The sequence below is a fragment of the Reinekea marinisedimentorum genome, assembly GCF_004341165.1.
GTDB lineage: Bacteria > Pseudomonadota > Gammaproteobacteria > Pseudomonadales > Natronospirillaceae > Reinekea > Reinekea marinisedimentorum.
Window position 1 is genome coordinate 204443 of the sequence record NZ_SLZR01000004.1, and the last position, 24045, is coordinate 228487.

Below are 24045 nucleotides of genomic sequence, written 5' to 3' on the forward strand. Positions count from 1 at the left end.
TTTATAAGGGGCGCTACTTTACCTGCGCTCCTTTTTAGATACAACCAGCGGTCAGGTTTAACCGCTGTTCAGTCGTTGTCAAATTAACCTGTATTGCGCATACCGGCTGATATTCCCGCCATTGTCACTTTCAGCGCCTGCTCCAGCTCCGGCGCTATCTGACCGGCTTTACGCTCACGCTTCAACAGCTCGGCCTGAATATAGTTCAGCGGATCCGTATAGGGTGCGCGAACCTGAAGCGATTGCAGCAGCAAAGGATCGGAAGCCAGTAATTGATCCTGATTGCGCAGTTCGTTGAGCAAATTCTGGCAGCGCTGCAGATCATCACGCAGCTGAACACCCAGGCCCTTGTACTGCTCTGCGACCAGCTGCTCTTCATAATAGGATGCAATGGAGCATTCTGCCTTACCGACAACCATTTCCAGCAGATCAATGTAGGCAGCAAAGAACGGCCACTCTTCCATCATTTCCTTGAGCGTATCCAGTTCGTTTTCTGCGGCATATTCCAGAGCCTGCGTGGCACCCAGCCAGGCCGGCAGATTCAGGCGAACCTGCATCCAGGCAAACACCCATGGAATCGCCCGCAAGCTTTCAACACCACCACTGGCTTTGCGTTTGGCCGGGCGACTGCCCAGTGCCAGCTTGCCCAGCTCTTGTTCTGGCGTCAGCGAACGGAAATAAGGCACAAAGCGCTCGTCTTCACGAACGATGCGACGGTAAACCGCCAGGCTCTCATCAGACATCTTGCCGATTAAATCGCGCCACTCCTGCTTCGGCGCCGGGTTAGGCTTCAGTGTTGCCCGCAACGTTGCCGCCATATACACAGCGAGGCTTCGAATCGCAACACGGGGCGCACCGAACTTGTAGCGGATCATCTCACCCTGTTCAGTTACCCGAATCTGACCCGGAACAGAGCCCGGAGGCTGAGACGCCATAGATTTTTCAACCGGGCCGCCCCCGCGACCAATGGTGCCACCACGGCCATGGAACAGCATCAAGGATATTTCCTGCTGCTGAGACAGTTCCACCAGTGCCTCCTGAGCGCGGTACTGAGCCCAGGTTGCGGTGATTTTACCGGCATCTTTGGCTGAATCGGAGTAGCCGATCATGACGGTTTGCGAACCGGCGGCGTAATTGCGGTACCAGTCATTCGACCACAGCTGCGACATCACCTTAGGTGCGCGGTCGAGGTCGTCGAGCGTTTCAAACAACGGAACGATTGGCATATTCCAGGTAACGCCGCTTTCTTTGAGCAACAGCGCAACAGACAGCACATCCGAAGGTTGCTGAGCCATCGAAATAATATAGTGCGACAGCGCCTCTGGCGGCTCCGCTGCAATCACAACACAGGTTTCAAGAACCTCTTTGGTATCGTCAGATGGATTCCAGCTGCGCGGAATTAATGGACGCTTGCTTTGCAGTTGCTCATAAAGGAACGACTGACGCTTGGCTTCATCCCAACTTTCGTACTCACCCAGTTCCAGATAGCGGGTAATTTCATCAATAGCCTTAACGTGACGTTCACTGTCCTGTCGGATATCCAGCGGCGCGAGATTCAGGCCAAAGCAATGAACACGACGGATGGTATCCAGCAATGCACCATTGGCAACGCGGGTTAAACCCAGCGCCATCAACTCGTCATAACAAGCCACCAGCGGTGCCAGCAAATCACTCTTCGTCAGCAGCGGCTGCTCGGACTGCACCGGCAAAGGCAAGCCTTTCAGCTGGGCTTCCATCCTGCTGCGGGTTGCTTCCAGGCGGTCACGAATGCCATGCATACAGGCGCGGTATGGCGTTTTCTCACCGTTACCATACCTTTCACGGAAGTCGTCTGTTGAGGCTTGCATACTCAGGCTGGCGGTCAAATCTTTAATATCACGCAGATACAAATCTGCCGCCATCCAACGGCCCAGCAAAATAACCTCTTTGGTCACCTTATGGGTCACGTTCGGGTTGCCGTCGCGGTCGCCCCCCATCCATGAGTAGAAGTTAAACGGGCTGGCATCCAGCGCTAAACCCTGGCCAATCTTGCGGCGGGCAATGGCATCGAACTCACGCATGAAGTCCGGCAACGCATGCCACAGAGAGTTTTCGATCACCGCAAAGCCCCATTTGGCCTCGTCAACCGCAGAAGGACGCTCTTCACGCACTTCATCGGTATGCCAAATCTCGTCAACGGTTGAACGCAACTGACCACGCACCTTGTCGATTTCATAAGGGAATAAATCAGTTCTTCCCAGGTTGGTCAGTGCATTGGAAATTTTTTCATACTTGCGAATCAGGGTTCGGCGGGAAACCTCAGTCGGGTGAGCGGTCAGAACCAGCTCAATATTCAACTGAGACAAGGCCTCGCCTACCTTTTCTTTGCCCAGCTCTTCGGTCAGCTCATCAATCGCCTCTTCCAGAACATCACGCTGCGACGCCTCCGCACTGGAGAAATAATTCTGTTCAGCAATGTTAGCGAGGTTGAGGAACTGGTTGAATGAACGCGCAATAGGAAGAATATCTTTGTCTTCCAGGCTGGCCAGTACGGCTTGCAGCGGCTTTACATCGCTGTCGCGATCATCGTATGCCTCCTTGCCCAGTTTTCGAATTTCTTCCACCTTCCGGAACAACTCGGGCCCATGGCTCTCGAGCAGGGTATCTCCGAGCAGCTCGCCAAGGAGGCGCACGTGAGATCGTAAAGTATCCGGTATAACTGTCATTTGATAACTCCAATAGCTATTGCTGATAAACATCAGACATTGCTAATTAGCCTATTTCAGGCTGAGCAATGTGCCTATTAGACCTTTCGGCAGGCTAGCCAAAAGAAGCACACAATACTCAACCGCTGGATTAATAATGATAATGCATAAAAGAAAGGTTTCTTAGATGTTAGAGGTGAGACTATTCGCGTACTGTATTTCAATTGAAGCAATATTGTCATACAAAAAGAACCCCAAACGATTGTTTGGGGCGGCATAGTAATGCAAGAGAGTCAAAATCAGTGGCTATTCTAATGTGAATACACCAATCGTAAAACAATGATTCCAGTTTATACGATATTTCAAAACAACGAATTTCGTAAACTTAAACATACACTCTATTGCAATGGTACCGGTGTGCCATTCAGGAAGGTGCCATCATAAAGACTATCGATTCCTGGCTGATCAAGGCGGTATTCGTCACTCTCAAAACTCTCCAGGCGTAGCTCCCAAATGCCGTTCAGGCGTTTCTTTCGGTATTCCGACATATCATCGGTAACAATACTCGGGCGCATAATAACCAACAGATTGCTCTTTGAAGTTTCAGACGAGGTAGATTTAAACAGGTTACCCAGAATAGGAATACTGCTTAGCAAAGGCACACGGGTTTCAATCTCCTGTACTTCATCAGAAATAAGACCGCCGAGAATAACCACCTGCCCGCTCTTCACCAGAATTTCGGTTTTAATCTCTTTCTTACTGGTCACGATATCTACAGCACCATCGACAACATCATTGGTAACAGACTCAACTGACTGATCTACTTCCAACCGAATAGTGCCATCTTTCTGCACATGCGGAACGACTGTCAACGTTGTACCCACATCTTCACGGTCAATGGTGTAAGGATCATCATCGGTACCACTGCCACCCGTAATAAAGGGCACTTCATTACCTACAGTAATAAAGGCTTCGGTGTTATCCAGCGTTAGCACGCTAGGTGTCGATAACAGATTGGAATTGGTTTGCGACTCCAGTGCCTCAATGATGGCCATGATAGATAAGGTTGGGTCCGAAATAGCGAAAGTCGTACCGGTTGAAACCCCGGTCACCGCGCCCCAGGCACTGTCAGCATCGTCAATCGCCGAAGCAATCGTGCTGATGGAGTTGCCAGCAACATCACTGGAAGATGAGAAAAATGGCAGGCCATCCTCATAGGTACTTTCCGGGTTGGTCAGCCATTGCACACCAAATGACTCATCACCACTGGAGCTAATTTCAACGATAGCTGCTTCGATCAGCACCTGATTGCGAGCAATATCGAGTTGAGAAATAAGGTTTTCTATCTGGCTCAGCTCAGAGGGTGACGCCTTGATAACCAAAGCATTCTGGTTTTCATCCGCCAGAATGGTCACACCCTGGCTATCTTGCGGGCTGCCGTTTTCCGATTTGCTACTTGTAGAGGCAGGAGTCGAAATACCCTTCAGAATCTCGGACATTTGAGTCGCATCGGCGTAATTCAGAAAGATAACCTTATAGGATGAATCCTGCTCTTTATTGACCGGTGTATCGAGCTTGGTAATCAGGTCAATAATCTGCTGCCGCTCCGCCTTCTCACCCTTCACAATAATGCGGTTGCTGCGCTCATCACCCACCAGGTGAACGCCCTGAGCAGAAGATGAAGACTCTTTTCCGGTAGAAAGATTACCCGGCGCTATGCTTTCCAGAAGCGTAATCATGCTACTGACATAGCTGTGCTGCAGGCTGACCACTTCAATTTCCTGAGTATCTGCCCGGTCGAGCAATCGGATAATGTCCGCCAATCGCTCCATGTTGGTCGCGCGGTCGGCAACCACCAGCACGTTGGCTGAAGCCACACCTGCCAGGTGCCCGTACTTCGCTACCAGTGGACGCAGAATAGGCACCAGCTCTGTAGCCGTCACGTTTTCAATCGTGAATACACGGGTAACAATCTCTTCACCAACGCGTTCACCGTCCAGGTCGACCGAGATGCCGGACGATTTGATATCCGACTGAGAGATAATCTTAGTAACATCTCCCGCTTCTACCGCAGAAAAACCATATACCTCCAGAGTTGCCAGGAAGGTTTCGTATATCTGCGGCTCGGTCATCTCTTTATCTGAAACGACAGTCACATTGCCGCGTACACGAGGATCCACAATGAAGGTTTTGCCAGTTACTTTCGCGACTAAGTCGATGACCTCTTTAATATCAGCATTCTGCATGTTCAGGGTGTACTTCTCACCATCTGCAGCAAATATCATGGCCGACGCAAACACTACCGATGCAGCAAAAACCAGCTTAAGTTTATGAATAACTACCATTGTGAATCCTTTTTAATTAGTCGGTATTGTCTGGTAAATGGTTAGAGAGCGGGAGCCACGGGTAATCTGAATCTTCAGTTCACCCCCGGTGTCCATAATTTGGTTAAGCAATGCCTGATCGGTTGATACATCCCCCACCGGCACATCATTAACCGAATTGATAACATCTCCCGGACGCAAGCCAACCATCTGCAGTTGCCTTGCTTTTCGCGACACCTGATAGCCCTGATCGGTTACTTCAAGGCCCAGCTCTGCGATAAATGCCTCAGGGTCTGCATTGGCACGCTCAGCAACGTAGCCCATCACACCCTGTACCTCGGCGGCCATATCACCCCCTTCTGCAACGGCTCTGTTGGCGCGACTCATGACTTCACTGAGTGAAGAGGCCCCTTCAATGCTGTCGGAATCGTCTTCACCCGTTACGGCTTTTAACAACTCGGTAGACTTCAGCTTCTCGTAACGCAGCGTTTCCAGCTTACCGTTGCGATCAATAATCACCCTGTCACCATAAACGGCCTGCAGCTCGGCCTTACCGTATACATCATCCCCTACTCTGAACACCTTTCCGGTCGATTTCGCCTCACCAATAATGGCGTAGCCGGTGCCATCTGCCCCAGCCAATATAGCCAATAAACTGAGATTCAGACTGGTTTCAGGCGCTTCAATTGAGGTGGCTTTTTCTTCCTGAGCGACGGTCACTTCCTCACCAAAAAAGGCCCGCCTGGAAACCACAGAGCTGATCTGAACCCAATCTTCACCATTCTGAGCAGAAGATGAAGCCTTTGCAGGTTTAATGGCAGGCACACTGACCGCCGGTGCCGGCGCAATGATCAGCCAGGTGGCTTTAGCCAGCGTGACTCCGCAAAAGATGACCGCCAATACGATCAGCGGTGCCTGCGCTTTCGGCCACAATTTAAATAAGGCGTCTTTATTCATGGCTTAAAATACCTGCTGCGTGACATCGAGTAGCGAAGCGCCGGAACCGGGAACGGGCAAGGACATATCGTCTGCCAGCTGTCTCTTGACCGATAGCGTTGCCAGGCCATCCTGAGCCAGCTGAGCTTCCATATAAGTTTGCTTCTCAGCCCCCTGAACCGCTGCCAACCAGCCACTCTCGTCACTGGAAATAACCGCGATCATCATAGGTACTTCAAAGGTTTTACGCGAATTACCGACCGGAACTACCAGGTCACCACCAGACCAGGTCACACGCCCGGCAGCAGGCCCAAGTGATTTATTCCAGCCTATTTTTGCCGCAAAACTTTGAATACTTAACCGGCCTTTCAGCTCGGATTTATAGGATTTTGCGATCGAGGCGAATGCAGAGTCATCAGCGTAACCGGAGAGCTCACGCACGCTGATGCCCAGTGGCGAAACACTCAGCTCACCCTGAACATTCATATCCACATTGTAGGCATGGAAAGAAACCGGAACCTGCAGGAGCAGCAGCTTAAATGCATTAATCTTCCAGTTAACGTGGAACTGCCCCAGGCGATCAACCCTAGCGTTGGTTTCCCCCTGCCAGATCGTGCCAGCGGAATCCTGCAACACGATGCCGTTGGACTTCAACTGAGGCTCCAGATGCGGCAGCCACCAGTTTAGCGGCGCGGTTACTACCAGAGTAAGAAGGTAACTTACGAGCAGTAATGCCAATATTTTGAAATTAACTAACTTCATGAATTTAAAGCAATTCTGTGTATTTAGAGTCGAGCCAGTTTATATAAGGCACATGGGAACAACAATCTGTTTACATAGCGAATACTCCTAATCTAAACCTAGGTCGCACTGTTGAGGCATATTTAACGGTAAATCCTGCAATTTCTGCTTTTTTTGGACAAAAAAAAGCCCGCGAGTGCGGGCTTTTCTAATTAGGAGGGCGATTACATCATGCCGCCCATGCCACCCATGCCGCCCATATCAGGCATCGCAGGAGCACCACCTTCCTGAGGCTTATCAGCGATCATCGCTTCAGTTGTGATCATCAGACCTGCAACAGAAGAAGCCGCCTGCAATGCAGTACGGGTTACTTTAGCAGGGTCGATGATACCGGCTTCGATCATATCCAGGTATTCACCGGTCGCTGCGTTGAAGCCGAAGCTGCCTTGGCCTTTCTTAACTTCGTTCAGAACAACAGAAGCTTCGCCGCCAGCGTTTTTAACGATCTGACGCAGAGGTGCTTCCATAGCACGCAGTGCCAGAGCAATACCCACGTTCTGATCTTCATTGTCACCTTTCAGGTCGCCAATGTTGTTCATAGCGCGCACCAGAGCAACACCACCACCAGCGACAACGCCTTCTTCAACAGCAGCGCGGGTTGCGTGCAGTGCGTCATCTACGCGAGCTTTCTTCTCTTTCATTTCAACTTCGGTAGCAGCACCAACCTTAATGACGGCAACACCGCCAGCCAGCTTGGCTACACGTTCCTGAAGTTTTTCTTTATCGTAGTCAGAAGTTGACTGTTCGATTTCAGCGCGGATCTGTTCAACACGTGCTTTGATGTCAGCTTCATCACCGGCACCATCTACAACAACCGTGTTTTCTTTGGTAGAGGTTACGCGCTTGGCAGAACCTAAGTGTTCCAGAGTCGTGGACTCCAGGCTCAGACCGATTTCTTCAGAAATAACAGTACCGCCGGTCAGAATCGCCAGATCCTGCAGCATAGCCTTACGGCGATCGCCGAAACCAGGTGCTTTAGCCGCAGCAACCTTAACAGTACCGCGCATGTTGTTCACAACCAGAGTCGCCAGCGCTTCGCCTTCAATATCTTCAGCGATGATCATCAGAGGACGACCCGCTTTTGCAACAGCTTCCAGTACCGGAATCAGATCGCGGATATTGGAGATTTTTTTGTCGACCAGCAGGATGTATGGGTTTTCCTGCTCTGCAGACATCGTTTCCTGATTGGTTACGAAGTATGGAGACAGGTAACCACGGTCAAACTGCATACCTTCAACAACGTCCAGCTCGTCTACAAAGCCGCTGCCTTCTTCAACAGTCATCACGCCTTCTTTACCAACCTTCTCCATTGCATCAGCAATCAGCTGACCAATGTTGGCATCAGAGTTAGCAGAGATAGTACCCACCTGAGCGATAGATTTGGAATCAACACATGGAATGGAAAGCTTAGCCAGCTCTTCAACGACTGCAGCAGCCGCTTTATCGATGCCACGCTTCAGATCCATTGGGTTCATGCCTGCAGCAACAGCTTTCAGGCCTTCGTTTACAAACGCCTGAGCAAGTACTGTGGCAGTAGTGGTACCGTCACCCGCTTCATCATTCGCTTTAGACGCAACTTCTTTAACCATCTGCGCGCCCATGTTCTCGAACTTGTCTTCCAGCTCGATCTCTTTAGCAACAGAAACACCGTCTTTTGTTACGGTTGGTGCACCAAAAGACTTTTCTAATACAACGTTACGTCCTTTAGGGCCCAGAGTAACCTTCACGGCATCTGCCAGCAGGTTGACACCGATTTGCATTTTGTCTCGTGCAGAAAGACCAAATAAAACTTCTTTAGCAGCCATATTCTTAACCTTGTTAACTCACGTAATTGTTAAAATTATTCAATAACACCAAAGATGTCGCCTTCGCTCATGATTAGCAGCTCTTCGCCGTCAACCTTCACTGTATTACCAGCATACTGGCCGAATACAACGGTATCGCCAACTTTCAGGTCTACCGGACGGACTTCACCGTTCTCCAGAACACGGCCATTACCAACGGCGAGAACTTCACCTTGAGATGGCTTTTCTTTGGCAGAACCTGGCAGCAGGATGCCTCCTGCAGTGGTTTCTTGCTCTTCTTTGCGGCGTACTACAACGCGATCCTGCAAAGGGCGAATATTCATGGATAGATCTCCTAAAAATAGATGATGGGAGTATTTTATAAATTGCTGTGGTTAACACCTGTTTTAAAGCCCACAGCCTCATCGCAGCGGTTATGTGGGGGCGGTTAAAACCATTTCAACAGTATTTTCTCAAAATTCTTGCACTGCTTTACCTAAAGTTATGAATTCCTCAGCAGATTAACTTACCCAGTCGTGATCAAATCCTATTAACGCTTGCATCATTTTTTACACAGATTGGTGTACTATGCTGAGCAGAATTGATTGTCCTTTTCATAAAACAAGGCAGGCATTCTATTTTGAGTAATAAAGTCGTGATGCCGACTCAGTCGGCAAGGCAGTAAGGCAAAGGAAATGCAACCAACAACCTGTTCAATCATGATCGTCGACGACACCAAATTCAGCAGCGCTGTCGTCAATAAAATGCTGAGAAATGAAGGCTTTTCGGACATTCGCATTGCAGAAACCGCAATAGACGCCCTGACAATGCTGAAAGAAAGAAACGCTGACATTCTGCTGGCAGACTGGCTGATGCCCGGAATGGATGGCCTGGCACTGACCCAACTGGTGCGCGAACTCAACCGCCGTCAGAATAAGTTCACCTATGTTGTACTGCTGACAGCAAAAGAAGGTAATGAAGACCTGAAAGAGGCATTCGCCAAGGGCGTGGATGACTTCGTCGGTAAAACAACGCTCAAATCCCACCTGCTGCCGCGTGTTCATGCGGCCCAGCGTATTTCAAGGTTCCAGAACTCCCTGCTGAGGCGCGAACTGAAGCTGAAAGAACAGTTCAGGACGCTATCGCTGATAAACCGGGTCGACCCGCCTACAAACGTGGGTAACCTGCAGTTTCTGGAACAGCAACTGGGGCGATACCTTGAGCAACACAAGGGGCGCAATGGCCACATTGGCCTGCTGCTGTGCCGGATAGACAACCTGCAATCGTACAGAGAGCAGCATGGTGACCGGTTCAGAAATCAAATATTGAAACAGGCATGCGAACGGCTCAAAGCAACTGCCCGGCCACTCGATGATGTCGCCCGGGTGAATGAGAACACGCTGGCGCTGGTACTTTACGGCCAGGAGGCTTCGTTTATTACCCACACGCTGATCCGGCGCGTACAGGATTCTCTGTTTACACGAGCCTACTCAACCAGCGTCGGCTTTACCTCACTGACCGGTACACTGCAGTACGACATCATCGATGCCAACGGCAAAACACCTCAAACCGCAGTCGAAGTGATTACCGGCGCGCTCGATCGGCTCAACACACTGGAAAAGGGTCAATCGATACACTTCTGGGAACAGCCCAGCGAGGATCCGGCAGAATCAGACGATCCTGACGATTTACCGGAAATGGGCCAGCAATAGCTGATACCCTACCTGAACCGATCATGCCGTAAACCGACCCATGCCAAATTCTAATTCCATTATTATAGGGCCCGGCGCCATTGGCGCCCTGGCCTGTGCACACAGCCAATCCAATGCTAATTGCCTGGTTCTTGCTCACCGGAAAAACCAGAAGCTCAGCAAAACACTGCAAACGAACAGCGGCACCATTGCCCTCAACTGGCATTTAACTGAGCCGACCGAAGAGGTCGCACTCATCTGGGTGTGCAGCAAAGCCTCTGCCGCGTATCTGGCAACCAAACCGCTGCTTGAACAATACCCCTCTGCATACGCTATTATGCTGCATAACGGTATGGGCCCGCAGCAGACGCTGAGTGAGGAATTTCCCGGCAGAGTCATCTGGGGTGCCACAACCTGCGGCGCGATGCGCAAAGACACCAACACCATCATTCATACCGCAGCGGGCCGAACACTACTCGGCTTACCGCAAGGCGCGCAGATACCGGTGGCTGTTCAACAATTGATTTCGCCGGCCAGCAACAGCGCCCGTGACGTTCTGGGTATTGAATTCAGCGACACCATTGAACAAACGCTATGGCATAAGGTGTTAATCAATGCAGCGATCAATCCGCTCACCGCAGTGCACCAGATCGCCAATGGGGAACTGTTGCAACAGCAATATCTAACAGATATCAGTAACATCTGCCGGGAAACCTGCGCCATCATGCAACAGGCAGGCATAACACCACCGCCCGAGCCAGTTGAATTTATTCTGCAGGTTGCCCGTGCGACCGCAAAAAACCGCTCATCAATGGCTGAAGATATCCGGCTGAACAGAGCGACAGAAATCGACTACATCAACGGTTTCCTGATCGCTCAGGCAAGGCTGCACGGGCTGGATGCCCTCTACCTGCAAAAGTGGTACGACGCCGTTGCAGAATAAAGTGATAAACGACAACCTGTGCTAGTGTAAACATACTTAGGCAGGCATCAATACAGATGAAACTCTATGATTAAGTTCACCTCTCTTAGCCAGAAGTTTTTATTTGGCTATATTCTGGCAATCGCCAGCCTGATTCTTCACTTCATTATTATCGGGCAAGCCAAAAACCTGACCATGCTGGCCACAACCATTGGCTCCATTGTGGTGATCAGCACCATCTTCTTTATTCTGCACCTTTACCTGTACCGGAATTTTATCAAGCCGATCCATCATCTTATTCAGGTAACCAAAGACCATACCGCCAACACCCATTCCAAGCTGCGTGCCCGAAAGATCAGCGATGATGAACTGGGCGATCTGGTGGATACCTTTAACGAGATGATCAATCAGATTCAGCTGCGCGAGGAAATCATCATCTCTGAACGCGATCGCGTAGCCATCGCCCTGGAACAGGCAGACAACTACGCCGAAGTCACACAAAGTACCAATAAAAAGCTGGAGCTTGAAGTTCAGGTCCGTAAAGGCATTGAGGCGGAATTGACGGAAGTTCAACAGTTTCTGAATTCGGTGATCAACTCCAACCCCTCTGCCCTGATCGCCATTGATGAAAACCTGACGATTAAGCTGTGGAACTTTGCCGCCAGCCAGCTGGGCGGAATTGAAGCCAAGCAGGCCTCCGGTAAGAATCTAAATGAAGCCCTGCCCATACTTAATGACCATATCGACTGGATCCGCAAAGTATGGGATGCCAACGCAACACGGCTGATCAGAAAGGCAGAAGTGCATCTGAATGACCGAACCCGCTCACTGGAGCTGATTGTGTACCCGCTGCGTAACACCCGGCAGCTGGCCGCCGTTATTCGCATTGATGACGTCACCGAAAAGATAAAGATGGAAGAAGCCATCGTTCAGTCTGAAAAAATCATGTCACTCGGCGGTATGGCCGCAGGCATGGCGCATGAGATTAACAACCCGATCAGCGCCATCGTGCAGAACGTGCAGAACATTCAGCGGCGCATCAGAACCGACCTTGAAGCCAACCAGGAGCTGGCCCGGGAGATCGGCATTCACCTGGATCAGCTCAACGCCTATCTGGATCAACGCAAGATTACCGGCTTTTTAAAGAACATTTCCGACAGCGGCCTGCGTGCCTCGCAGCTCGTGGCCAATATGTTGCAGTTTAGCCGAGCCAATGATTTGAGCCTGCAGCCGTGCAGGGTGGTCGAGGTCTTGGAAAAAGCCATTAGTATTGCCTCGACCAACGATCTGATGCACGACTTCAAAGACACCATCTCGTTAAATTTCGACCAGAATTTCAAAGACCCCGATGCCTATGTACGCGGCGTTTTTACCGAGCTGGAGCAGGTGATACTGAACCTGATCAAGAACTCAACCCATGCCATTCACCAGCGCAAACTGACACTGAACGACATTGATGAGGGCGTGATCCGGATCCACCAGTTCACCCGTGATGACCGATGTTTTATTCAGGTTACCGATAACGGCATTGGTATGTCTGCAGAGACCCGCCGGCATGTTTTTGAACCCTTCTTCACAACCAAGGATGTGGGTGCCGGGACCGGCCTGGGCATGTCAGTCAGCTACTTCATCGTTACATCACACCACAAAGGTACGATGCACGTGGATTCGGAATTAGGGCATGGTGCAACCTTTGAGATCGCATTACCACTTTTGAAAGATTAAGGGATACAACATGGGGATCCGCCTGACCAAAATTTACACACGCTCCGGAGATAAAGGCAAAACCGGCCTGGGCATTAAAGACAGAATCGCAAAGGACAGCCTTCGAATCACCGCCATTGGCGATATAGATGAGCTGAACAGCACTGTCGGCGTGCTGATAGAAACGCTCGATAAAAGCTCTGAACTGATAAAGCCATTACGGCAGCGACAACATGACCTGTTCGATCTGGGTGGCGAGCTGGCCATGCCCGGCTACGAGCTGTTAGGCAGTGAGCTGATAACGGATCTGGAAACCGAAATTGATCAGCTCAATGAAGCATTACCGCCGCTGGAGAACTTTATCCTGCCGGGTGGAAACCTGGCGGCAGCGCAGACCCATATGGCGCGCTCCATTTGTCGTCGCGCAGAAAGAACCGTGGTCAGCTTTAACCGCGAGGAAGAAAAACCCCACCTTCTGGCTCAGCAATACCTGAACCGGCTTTCAGACTACTTTTTTGTTCTGGCCAGGCACTTGGCGCGGCAGAGCGACGGTGAAGAAATCCTCTGGCAATCCCGGCATAAGCGCTAATTGAGCTCTTTATACAGGGCAACCTGTATTTGCTCACAAAACCGACCGAAATGATTAAACCTGCCGGAGTCGCGGCCGATAAACCTAGATGTAACCACTGGCGTTTAAGAGACCATGACTCATGGCAGCAATCATTCTTGGTAAAAACCTGCTTAGCAAAGAAGAGCTTATCGAATTCGCTTTCAGCGAACTCAACCACCGTGGCCTGAATCTGGCGCAATTGACGGATTTGACCACCGATGCCGCCGTGCAATCATCGTTATCGCTGATTCGCATGATGAAGGCGGAACGGATTTATGTCAGCACCAAACCTGCCATCACAAACACGCCTGCACCGAACCGATAAGCTTTGATTTATCGGTTCCACCCCGGCAACGGAGCAGGCCGTGTCTTTGCCGATTTATCCATCGTTAGCCAGCTGAAACCGCCATCCTGTTCACGAATGGTTCCGCCCCGGTGCCGGAACCCATCTGAGCTGTGCAAATAACAGTCATACCGGCAATTAAACAGGCCCGGCGCTGCATAGCTGAATTGACCAGTGGCTCATTTTCACCGACACTTATTACCCTGATGCAGAGGCAACAGCAAAACTGATGCATTGGCGCCATCATCCGGTTGCTATGCCTGACACGCTTTCGCCTTTTAGCCAACTATCTATAATTTTGTCTGAGAAGACAAAAAAGCAAATTAACCAGTTAAAAACCCGACTTAAGGAAACTTTCATGAGCAATATTCCAGCCGACCTGAAATACGCCGACTCTCACGAATGGGTAAGAGAAGAAGCAAACGAGGTTGTTGTTATAGGTATCAGTGATTACGCACAAGAAAAGCTGGGTGACGTGGTTTTTGTTGAGTTACCGGAAGTCGGTGAAGAATTTAACGCAGGCGATGCGGTAGCGGTGGTTGAATCTGTAAAAGCCGCTTCTGATATTTACACCCCGGTTACCGGCACCATTACCGAAGTCAATGCCAGCCTGGAAGACAGCCCGGAACAGGTCAATGAAGATGCCTACGAAGATGGCTGGCTGTTCAAAGTTAAGATGTCCGACCCGGAAGAAGTAAACGACCTGATGGATGCGGATTCTTACGCTGATCAGTGCACTGAAGAAGACTGATAAAAACTACAAATATAAAAAGCTGCCAGCAGGCTCACAGACTGGCAGCCAAGCTTTTCGACAGGCAATCACACATTAAAAATAATACTGAAAACAGTGCACAAGCCTCTGTTAAAAGTCGCCCTGAACATTTGCCGAGACATTCATGACCTCATCACTCACAGAATACGAAAATCGAGATGCCTTCATTGGCCGCCACATAGGCCCCAACCGATCAGAGCAGAAAGAACTGCTCTCTGCCATACATGCCAGTTCGCTGGATGAACTGAGTCAGAATATCGTTCCCGCCGACATTCAGTTAAACACCCCGCTGACGCTGGAAAACGCGACTCCAGAAACTGAAGCACTGGCCTACCTGAATGCCATTGCAGAGCAGAACATCGTTGGCAAAAGCTACATCGGCATGGGCTATTACGACACCGAAGTACCGGGTGTTATTCAACGCAATGTTCTGGAAAACCCGGGCTGGTATACCGCCTATACGCCCTATCAACCTGAAATTGCTCAGGGCCGTCTGGAAGCGCTGATGAACTTCCAGCAAATGGTTCTGGATTTAACCGCCATGGAAATTGCCAATGCGTCGCTGCTGGATGAAGCCACCGCCGCAGCCGAGGCCATGGCCATGGCTAAACGCTGTGTGCGCAAGAACAAATCGAATCTGTTTTTTGTGGATGACAACACCCATCCGCAAACCATCGATGTACTGCGTACCCGCGCCGAGTATTTTGACATCGAGCTGGTTGTCGGTGAGCTGACCGAGCTGAGCAAGCACGATGTTTTCGCGGCACTGATCCAATACCCCGGCTCCAATGGCCGCATTCTTAATCCGGAGCCGTTCATTGATGCGCTGCACGAGCACAACGCTCTGGCCATCGTTGCAACCGACCTGATGGCGCTTTGCATGCTGAAGCCGCCCGGTGAAATGAAGGCCGATATTGTCTTCGGCAGCAGTCAGCGCTTTGGCATCCCGATGGGCTTTGGCGGCCCGCATGCCGCATTTTTTGCCACCCGTGAATCTTATAAGCGCGCCATACCCGGCCGGATCATCGGCGTTTCCAAAGACAGTGCCGGCAAGCCGGCGTACCGCATGGCACTGCAAACCCGCGAACAGCACATTCGCCGCGAGAAGGCGACTTCCAATATCTGTACCTCGCAGGTACTGCTGGCCAACATGGCAGGTTTTTACGCGGTGTATCACGGGCCGAAGGGGCTGACCAAGATCGCCAAGCGCATTCACCGCCTGGCAGGCATTCTGGCAGAAGGCCTGGAAGCCAAGGGTGTCTACGTGGTCAATAGCCACTTCTTCGACACCATCACGATTAACTCGCTGCACAATGCCGAAGTTATTCAGGAACGGGCGCGGGCGCAAAATGTTAACTTCCGTATTAATGGCAGCCATATCGGCATCTCTATTAACGAGACCACGACCCGCTTCGACATTGAAGAGCTGTTCGACATTCTGCTCGGCGAGCACGACCTGAATACCGAAAGCATCGATGAATACGTTACGGAGCAAAGCACCACCTTTATTCCTGAAAATCTGGAGCGCAGTACCGCCTTTATGACACACCCGGTGTTTAATTCGCATCACAGCGAAACCGGCATGCTGCGCTATCTGAAAAAACTCGAAAACCGCGATTTGGCGCTGAATCACAGCATGATTGCGCTGGGTTCCTGCACCATGAAGCTAAATGCGACGGCGCAGATGCTGCCGGTCACCTGGGAAAAGTTCAGCCGCATCCACCCGTTTTCGCCCAAGTCGCAAACCCGCGGCTACCGCAACCTGATCGATGAACTGCAAACCATGCTGAAAACCATTACCGGTTTTGAAGCCATCAGCCTGCAGCCAAACTCCGGTGCTCAGGGCGAATATGCCGGCCTGCTGGCAATCCGAAAATACCAGCAAGCCATGGGTGATACTCAGCGCGATATCTGCCTGATCCCACAATCGGCACACGGCACCAACCCGGCTTCGGCGCAGATGATGGGGCTGCAGGTCGTGGTGGTAAAAACCAATGCTCAGGGCAATATTGATATTGAAGATCTGGCAACCAAGGCCGAAGCTGCCGGTGAACGCCTGAGCTGCATGATGATCACCTACCCTTCCACCTACGGTGTGTATGAACGGGGAATTAAAGAGGTCTGTGCACTCATTCATGAACATGGCGGCCAGGTTTACATGGATGGCGCCAACCTGAATGCGCAGGTTGGCCTGACCCGACCGGCAGACATTGGTGCCGATGTCGCCCATATGAATCTGCACAAAACCTTTGCCATTCCACATGGCGGCGGCGGTCCGGGCATGGGCCCAATCGGCTGTGCGGCACACCTGCAAGCCTACCTGCCCGGCCACAGCATTACAGAAATAAAAGGCGGCAACCGTGCAATGGGTGCCGTTTCAGCGGCGGCATTCGGCAGCGCCTCGATCCTGGCGATTTCCTGGATGTACATTCGCCTGCTCGGTGCCAACGGCCTAAAAGAGGCCAGCCAGGTGGCAATACTCAATGCCAACTATGTGGCCCAGAAGCTGGCGCCCTGCTTCCCGATTCTGTACACCGATGAAAATGGCCGTGTTGCACATGAATGTATTATCGATTTGCGACCACTCAAGGCGGCTACCGGTATTACCGAGGTCGATATTGCCAAGCGTTTGATGGACTATGGTTTCCATGCACCGACCATGTCATTCCCGGTGCCGGGCACCTTCATGATTGAGCCGACCGAATCAGAATCAAAAGAAGAACTGGATCGCTTTGTAGAGGCGATGACCTCGATCTACCATGAAGTCAAAAACGTCCAGAACGGCATCTGGAGCCTGGAAGATAACCCGTTGGTGAACGCACCGCACTCTCAGGCAGATTTAATTAAAGACTGGCCGCACAGCTATAACCGTGAACAGGCGGTTTACCCGCTGCCTTGGGTTGCTGAAAACAAGTTCTGGCCATTTGTGAACCGCATTGATGATGCCTGGGGTGACAGAAACCTGTTCTGCTCCTGCCCGGAAACGTCGAGTTACGAGGAATAATTAATGGAAGTCATCTTAACAGTACTGGCCAACGATAAACCCGGCATTGCCGAATCACTGGCTCAGAAAATTGAGCAGTATCAGGGCAACTGGCTGGAAAGCCGTATGGCAACAATGGCCGGTAAATTTGCCGGCATTATCCGCATCGAAATTGATGAACACAAAGCGCCAGAGCTGCAGAAGGGTTTGCAGACGCTGCGCGATATAGGCTTGTCTATCCAGTTTGAACTGGGTGAAACACCGGAAGAACCGGTTGATGTGCACTCCGTTGAGGTTGTCGGCAACGACCGGCCCGGCATCATTCGCGAGGTAACCGAAGCACTGACACCTATTGGCGTTAATGTCATCGACTTACAAACGGAGATCGAACCGGCCTCCATGAGCGGCGGCAACCTGTTCAAAGCAAAGATTAAGTACACAATTAAAGAAGGCCAGCCTATTCAGCTGGTGACCGAGGCTCTGGAAGAGTTATCACCAGATTTAATGGTCGATCACTGATCCGCAACGCCAGGCTGGCCCGTTTAAATCTCCACAGTACTGAGCGCTGCAGCAGAAAACAGCCGTAACAAACGATACCGGTTAATCGCTGCAGCCAAATCGTGTTCAGTACTGTGGGTACTGAACAGCCTCACGCCTGCCTCGCCTGCGTTGCTTGGTTCGCCTTCAGCAAACCTGCGCTTAACCTCCTGCGCGATGGCATAGCTGGTATCAACAACCGAAACAGACGGGCTGCACAACTGAGCAATTTCATCCTTCACGAGTGGATAGTGGGTACAGCCGAGCACAATCTGATCAATGCCATTATCGATCAGCGGTGAGCAGTACTCGTGCAGCAGCGCCGGCAGCTCATCACTGCAGCGTTCAATAGCCGCGGCAAGCCCGGTACAGCCCTGACTGATGACCTCTACCCGCGGTAAAAACTGCTCCAGCAATGCCTGATAACGCCGCGAGGCCAGGGTGTTATCTGTCGCCAGAATAGCGATCTTTTGCGATAGCGATCTCAGTGCCGCCGGCTTTACTCCCGGCTCAACACCAACAATGGGCACAGCAAACTCACCGCGTAACTGGCGAATGGCTATCGCGGTAGCGGTATTACAGGCAACGACAATCAGCGTGCAGCCCTGCTGTATAAGCCACTGAGTAATACGCACAGAGCGCTCTGATACAAAGAGTTCAGGCTGGTTTCCATAGGGTGCAAACTTCTGGTCAGCGACATAACAGAGGGGGGCTTCCGGAAGTGCTTGGTGTATTTCAGCGAGAACTGTCAGGCCACCAATACCTGAATCGAAGACTCCGATCATCGGCTCAGCATCAAAAGAAAACAGATGCCGCATGCTAATGCTTTCCGGCCGCTAAAAACAGGAAGGCCGGAGTAAATACCCAGGCCCCAGACTGCTTACAAAGTCACCGCAGACCTCAAGGCGATGAAAAGGTAGCTCCTAAATAGACGTCGAAAACATGGATGTTTTCGTCGAGCGTATCAGGACGATACTTGCAGCGGTCTATTTAGGGGCTACCTTTTCGTCGACGGGGTTTATCGACAACCTGAGGCCGGAGTAAATACCCCGGCCCTGTCCATACAATGCTAATCCTATTGGCGCATGCGCTACTAAATTAACTTCAGAGCTTCTCCGGCATCCAGATACTCAAGCTGCTGATCCTCAGCCACGTTGCGATAAGTCACCTTACCCCGGCACACATTCAGACCATTGAGCAGGTGCGTATCATCAAGCATGGCCTGTTTGGCACCCTTGTTGGCCAGCGCCAGCACGAACGGCATGGTGGCGTTGTTCAGGGCGATGGTTGAAGTACGCGCCACGGCGCCCGGCATATTGGCGACACAGTAGTGAACCACATCATCAACAATGTAGGTTGGCTCTGCATGGGTGGTTGCTTTCGAGGTTTCAAAGCAGCCGCCCTGATCAATCGCCACATCACACAGCACGGCACCTTTTTTCATTTTACTGACCATCTCACGAGTGACCAGTTTAGGGGCAGCGGCACCCGGTATCAGCACAGCACCCACAACCAGATCGGCTTCCAGCACATGGGTATTGAGGCTTTCTTTGCTGGAGTAAACCGTCGTAATACGGTTGCCGTATTGCTTATCCAGCTGGCGCAGGGTGTCTACACTCTTATCCAGCACCACCACATTGGCACCCAAACCGACAGCCATAGCAATCGCATTCTGACCAACAACACCGGCACCAATAACCACTACTTTTGCCGGCTCAACGCCCGGCACACCGCCCAACAGCAGGCCACGACCGCCCTGCGCTTTTTCCAGACAGTGCGCACCGGCCTGTATCGACATACGGCCAGCCACTTCAGACATCGGTGCCAGCAAAGGCAAGTGACCGTTGGCATCGGTGACAGTTTCATAGGCAATACATACGGCACCGGATTTAATTAAATCCTGAGTTTGTGCGGCATCCGGCGCTAAATGCAGATAGGTAAACAGGGTGTGCTGAGGCGTCAGCATGGCACGTTCAACTGCCTGCGGCTCTTTTACCTTCACGATCATTTCGGCCCAGTCGAATACGGCAGGAGCATCCGCTAAAATTTCGGCACCGGCGGCAATGTAGTGCTCATCGGTAAAACCAATCGCTTCCCCGGCCATAGTTTCAACGGCCACTTCATGACCACGATGGGTCAGCTCCAACACCACCATGGGGGTCAGACCAACACGATACTCATGATTTTTAATCTCTTTAGGTACACCAATCTTCATGGGGAACGACTCCTAATAAGGTTGTTTTTTCATTTTTAACATCACGAATTGACGGCAACCAGTATAGGAAATGAGAATATTTTTAGAATTCTTTAATTCGCCTATTTTTAAGAAGATAAAACTATATAAACAGCATTAATTAAGCAATAAAAACCAATAAATTACACAAGCACAGAAAATACCACTAAAAAATAACAACCCACAAACAGCCAGAACCTAGCCAATAAAAGTCTAACAAGCAACGGCAAAGATTCTTTACAGAAAATCAGATCCAATTGGCCACAGGCACCCGCATTAGAGTGCCAGAGTAAACCAATTGAACAGCTGAGAAAGGGTCTAGTGGGCCACGCGCAAAGTTAGGTCACTAGGCTGAACGCTGAACAACGGACTGGCGTTCAATCAAACGGGGGGTAAAACGCAGCGGATGCTCGTTTTTCGGGTAAGAAGGGTCAATCTCATGCAGCAGGCGCTGGGCCGCCAATGCGCCCATTTCGCCTATCGGATAACGCACCGTGGTTAAATGCGGCTTAAGTACTCGGGCAAGAATCACATCATCGAAACCTACCAGAGACACCTGCTCGGGCACCTCGTAGCCGGTATCCTGAAGCATCATTGTTGCACCGGCTGCCATGGCATCGTTGTAGCAAAAAACGCCGGTAATACCGAGGTCGCGCGCCATCAGTTCTGCCATAGCGTAGTTACCGCCTTCCTCATCCGGGAACGACTTCACCAGCTTCTGCTCATCAAACTCGATGCCAGCGGCCGCAAGGGCCTTTTTATAGCCTGCGATACGGCTTTCGCCATCTTCAATGCCGATATTCGTACAAATACACCCAATATTGCGGTGCCCTTTTTGAATCAGGTGACGCGTTGCCAAGTAAGCACCGTATTCATTATCGAGGAACACACAGCGGTCTTCCCAGCCTTTCACCAGACGGTTGACCAGCATGGTTGGAATACCGCTTTCAAACAGCGCAATAATCTCTTCATCCGGCAGAGCCTTGGAGTGGATAATCAAACCATCGCAGCGGCGCTCGCGCAGAAACGCAATGGAAGAGCGCTCCAGATCTGCCTTGTGATAACCCGCCGTGGCGATGACATGCTTGCCCGCATTCATCACCTCTTTATGTACAGACCCCATCAGCCGGCTAAAGAACGGTGATTCTATTTCGCCGACCAACAACCCTATGCAGTCGGAACGGTTGTTCACCAGCGCGCGGGCCAGGGTATTAGGCTGATATTTAAGTGCTTCCATCGCCGATATAACAGCCTGACGTTTTTCCGGCACCACCGATGCGGAATTATTGATCACACGGGAAACTGTTGAAACAGAAACCCCTGCCGCCTTTGCTACATCTTTGATATTTGCCATTGAACCAGCCTACCCCCTGAAACAGGTTTCAAATACTGACCGTTTTTTTCTTATATAACAATAGCTGAAGGATTGAAAACGTTTTCAAATACACTAAAATAACACCAAACAATAATTACAGGATTCCAGCATGACAGCCGCAAAATTCGACCCGACCGATCATCCGCACAAGCGCCTGAATGTTCTGACCGGTGAATGGGTTCTTGTTTCCCCACACCGCGCCAAGCGCCCGTGGCAGGGCCAAAACGAGTCAAAAGACGATACGCCACTGCCCTCTTACGACCCCGACTGTTTTCTCTGCGCCGGTAATAAACGTATTTCCGGTGACATCAACCCGAACTACAAAGGCACCTTCGTTTTTGAAAACGACTTTGCCGCCCTGCAAAAAGACATCCCGGATTCTCCCGAGCCTGTCGACCCTCTGTTCCAGCTGAAGTCCGAGAAAGGTGAAGCACACGTTATCTGCTTCAGCCCGGATCACAGCAAAACCTTACCAGAGCTGGACATCCCCGCTCTGGAAGCCGTTGTGCAAACCTGGGCAGACCAATATCGCCGGCTAAGCAGCAAGTACGAATGGGTTCAGCTGTTTGAAAACAAGGGCGCGATCATGGGTTGCTCACAGCCACACCCGCATGGCCAGGTGTGGGCGAACTCCAGCGTCCCGACTCTGCCCGCCAAAGAGCATGACCAGCAAAGCCAATACTACCGGGAGCATGGCAAGGCTCTGCTGCTCGACTATGCACTGAAAGAGAGTAAAGACGGCACCCGAACCATTGTTGAAAACGAGCACTGGATTGCCGTTGTCCCCTATTGGGCATCGTGGCCATTTGAAACCCTTCTGCTGCCAAAATTCGCCTGCCGTCACTTCCATGAGCTTAACGCTGACCGCAAAACCAGCCTGGCAAAAGCCATTAAGGAACTGACCATCCGCTACGACAACCTGTTTGAAACTTCCTTCCCTTATTCAATGGGCTGGCATGGCGCACCCACCTCTGAAATCAAAAACGCTGCCTGGCAGTTGCATGCGCACTTCTTTCCGCCACTGCTGCGCAGCGCCACGGTGAAAAAGTTCATGGTTGGTTACGAAATGATGGCGGAATCCCAGCGGGACCTCACACCCGAGCAGGCGGCTGAAAAACTGCAGCAGGTGAGCAACAAACATTACAAGGAAGGCAAACAATGAGCGGGCAAGAAAAAACCTTACAACAACAAGCCACCGAGTCATTTACCAGCCACTTCGGTTACCCACCCAGCCACAGCTTTCACGCGCCGGGTCGCGTTAACCTGATTGGCGAACACACCGACTACAACGATGGCTTTGTACTGCCGGCGGCCATTGATTTCGGGACGACGGTTGTGGCCAGCCAGCGCAGTGATTCAAAAATACGCGCCTGTGCCGTGAATTTCGATCAACAGATAGCGCAGTTCGATTTGAACGAAGAAATAACACACAGCGATGACGGCTGGTCCAATTACCTGCGCGGTGTAGCCGATCAACTGCTTAAAGCCGGTTTCAAACTCGCCGGCGCAGATCTGGCTATCGTCGGTGACGTGCCTTACGGTGCCGGCTTAAGCTCCTCTGCAGCGCTGGAGGTGGTGCTGATTCGTGCACTGCTGGAGTTGTGCGACAGCAGCATCGACCCAACCCAGGCAGCGCTCCTGGGCCAAAAGACCGAAAACGAATTCATTGGCGCGCAAACCGGCATTATGGATCAACTGATCATTGCCCACGGAAAAAAAGACCACGCCGTGCTCATTGATTGCCGCAGCCTGACCACACAACCGGTGCCGCTCGATGCCGACTTTAAAATCGTCATCTTCCACTCCAATGTGAAGCGCGGGCTGGTCGACAGTGAATACAATACCCGGCGCTTAAGCTGCCAGGCCGCGGCAGATAAGCTGGCAATCAGCCACTTGCGCGATGCCACTATGGACATGCTCGATAACATCAAAGGCGAAATCGACGAGGTTATTTACCGCCGCGCCCGGCACGTCATTACCGAGAATGAACGCACACTGGAAGCCGCCGATGCACTGAAAGCGAGAGACTGGCAAACCCTGGGCAGACTGATGGCAGAGTCTCACACCTCCATGAAGGATGACTTTGAAATTACTGTTCCGCCTATTGATGGGCTGGTCAGCCTGATTCAGGAAAAAATCGGCCGCCATGGCGGTGGCGCACGCATGACTGGTGGCGGCTTTGGCGGATGCGTCGTTTCGCTGGTGCACAACAGCCAGGTGGATGAGGTGATTGCACACGTAAAGGCGAACTACCAAGCGAAGTTTGGTATAAAAGAAACCGTCTATATTTGTCAGGCGGTCGATGGAGCCTTTGCCTGACGCCTATAAGAAAAATAAAAGGAAACA

The 24045-nt window shown here is 51.3% G+C and carries 19 protein-coding genes; 10 read left to right on the plus strand and 9 right to left on the minus strand.

All coding sequences use genetic code 11. The annotated features are described in order from the left end of the window. Positions 1-83: 83 nt before the first annotated feature. From ppc to BCF53_RS07035, 6 genes are all read right to left on the minus strand, one after another. Entirely contained in the window at positions 84-2705 is a 2622-nt protein-coding gene (gene ppc, locus BCF53_RS07010) for a phosphoenolpyruvate carboxylase (protein WP_132700879.1), read from the minus strand. Between the two features lie 377 nt (positions 2706-3082). Continuing rightward, a complete protein-coding gene (gene gspD / locus BCF53_RS07015) occupies positions 3083-5029 on the minus strand; it encodes a type II secretion system secretin GspD (protein WP_132700880.1) in 1947 nt (648 codons plus the stop codon). A gap of 12 nt (positions 5030-5041) precedes the next feature. Beyond that, positions 5042-5965 (minus strand): type II secretion system protein N, encoded by a 924-nt coding sequence (locus BCF53_RS07020; protein WP_132700882.1) that lies wholly within the window; start codon positions 5963-5965, stop codon positions 5042-5044. Between the two features lie 3 nt (positions 5966-5968). After that, on the minus strand, positions 5969-6706 hold the full coding sequence (gspN, locus tag BCF53_RS07025) for a type II secretion system protein N (protein ID WP_132700883.1): 738 nt from the start codon (positions 6704-6706) through the stop codon (positions 5969-5971). Between the two features lie 203 nt (positions 6707-6909). Next, the gene (gene groL, locus BCF53_RS07030; protein WP_132700885.1) at positions 6910-8550 is read right to left on the minus strand and encodes a chaperonin GroEL; all 1641 of its coding nucleotides are present in this window, start codon (positions 8548-8550) and stop codon (positions 6910-6912) included. Positions 8551-8585: 35 nt separating this feature from the next. Further along, positions 8586-8873: a co-chaperone GroES gene (locus tag BCF53_RS07035; RefSeq protein WP_132700887.1), complete on the minus strand. Its 288-nt coding sequence runs from the start codon at positions 8871-8873 to the stop codon at positions 8586-8588. Between the two features lie 351 nt (positions 8874-9224). Between BCF53_RS07035 and BCF53_RS07040 the strand changes: the two genes are divergently transcribed. From BCF53_RS07040 to BCF53_RS07075, 8 genes are all read left to right on the plus strand, one after another. Then, the gene (locus BCF53_RS07040) at positions 9225-10241 is read left to right on the plus strand and encodes a response regulator (RefSeq protein WP_132700889.1); all 1017 of its coding nucleotides are present in this window, start codon (positions 9225-9227) and stop codon (positions 10239-10241) included. A 40-nt stretch (positions 10242-10281) separates the two neighbouring features. After that, positions 10282-11163, plus strand: a complete 882-nt coding sequence (locus BCF53_RS07045; protein ID WP_132700891.1) for a ketopantoate reductase family protein — start codon at positions 10282-10284, stop codon at positions 11161-11163. Positions 11164-11229: 66 nt separating this feature from the next. After that, positions 11230-12867, plus strand: a complete 1638-nt coding sequence (locus BCF53_RS07050; RefSeq protein ID WP_132700892.1) for a HAMP domain-containing sensor histidine kinase — start codon at positions 11230-11232, stop codon at positions 12865-12867. A 10-nt stretch (positions 12868-12877) separates the two neighbouring features. Beyond that, entirely contained in the window at positions 12878-13435 is a 558-nt protein-coding gene (locus BCF53_RS07055; RefSeq protein ID WP_132700894.1) for a cob(I)yrinic acid a,c-diamide adenosyltransferase, read from the plus strand. Positions 13436-13556: 121 nt separating this feature from the next. After that, positions 13557-13781 carry a hypothetical protein gene (locus tag BCF53_RS07060; protein ID WP_132700896.1) on the plus strand — a complete coding sequence of 75 codons (225 nt, stop codon included), beginning with the start codon at positions 13557-13559 and terminating at the stop codon, positions 13779-13781. A gap of 376 nt (positions 13782-14157) precedes the next feature. Further along, on the plus strand, positions 14158-14550 hold the full coding sequence (gcvH, locus tag BCF53_RS07065; RefSeq protein WP_132700897.1) for a glycine cleavage system protein GcvH: 393 nt from the start codon (positions 14158-14160) through the stop codon (positions 14548-14550). A gap of 145 nt (positions 14551-14695) precedes the next feature. After that, positions 14696-17575, plus strand: coding sequence for an aminomethyl-transferring glycine dehydrogenase (gcvP, locus tag BCF53_RS07070; protein WP_132700899.1), 2880 nt, complete (start codon positions 14696-14698; stop codon positions 17573-17575). Between the two features lie 3 nt (positions 17576-17578). Beyond that, entirely contained in the window at positions 17579-18073 is a 495-nt protein-coding gene (locus BCF53_RS07075; RefSeq protein ID WP_132700901.1) for a glycine cleavage system transcriptional repressor, read from the plus strand. 23 nt (positions 18074-18096) lie between these two features. On the opposite strand, the gene murI is transcribed toward BCF53_RS07075, so the two are convergent. The 3 genes from murI to BCF53_RS07095 form a co-directional block, all read right to left on the minus strand. Then, on the minus strand, positions 18097-18909 hold the full coding sequence (murI, locus tag BCF53_RS07080) for a glutamate racemase (protein ID WP_243645789.1): 813 nt from the start codon (positions 18907-18909) through the stop codon (positions 18097-18099). Positions 18910-19184: 275 nt separating this feature from the next. Continuing rightward, positions 19185-20306, minus strand: a complete 1122-nt coding sequence (gene ald, locus BCF53_RS07090) for an alanine dehydrogenase (RefSeq protein WP_132700903.1) — start codon at positions 20304-20306, stop codon at positions 19185-19187. 364 nt (positions 20307-20670) lie between these two features. Then, positions 20671-21678 (minus strand): LacI family DNA-binding transcriptional regulator, encoded by a 1008-nt coding sequence (locus BCF53_RS07095; RefSeq protein WP_132700905.1) that lies wholly within the window; start codon positions 21676-21678, stop codon positions 20671-20673. Positions 21679-21808: 130 nt separating this feature from the next. Here BCF53_RS07095 and BCF53_RS07100 point away from each other — a divergent pair, with 130 nt between their 5' ends. Both BCF53_RS07100 and galK read left to right on the plus strand, forming a co-directional pair. Next, positions 21809-22861, plus strand: coding sequence for a UDP-glucose--hexose-1-phosphate uridylyltransferase (locus BCF53_RS07100; protein WP_132700907.1), 1053 nt, complete (start codon positions 21809-21811; stop codon positions 22859-22861). Further along, positions 22858-24018 carry a galactokinase gene (gene galK / locus BCF53_RS07105; protein WP_132700909.1) on the plus strand — a complete coding sequence of 387 codons (1161 nt, stop codon included), beginning with the start codon at positions 22858-22860 and terminating at the stop codon, positions 24016-24018. The genes BCF53_RS07100 and galK overlap by 4 nt, the downstream gene beginning before the upstream one ends. Positions 24019-24045 lie beyond the last annotated feature (27 nt).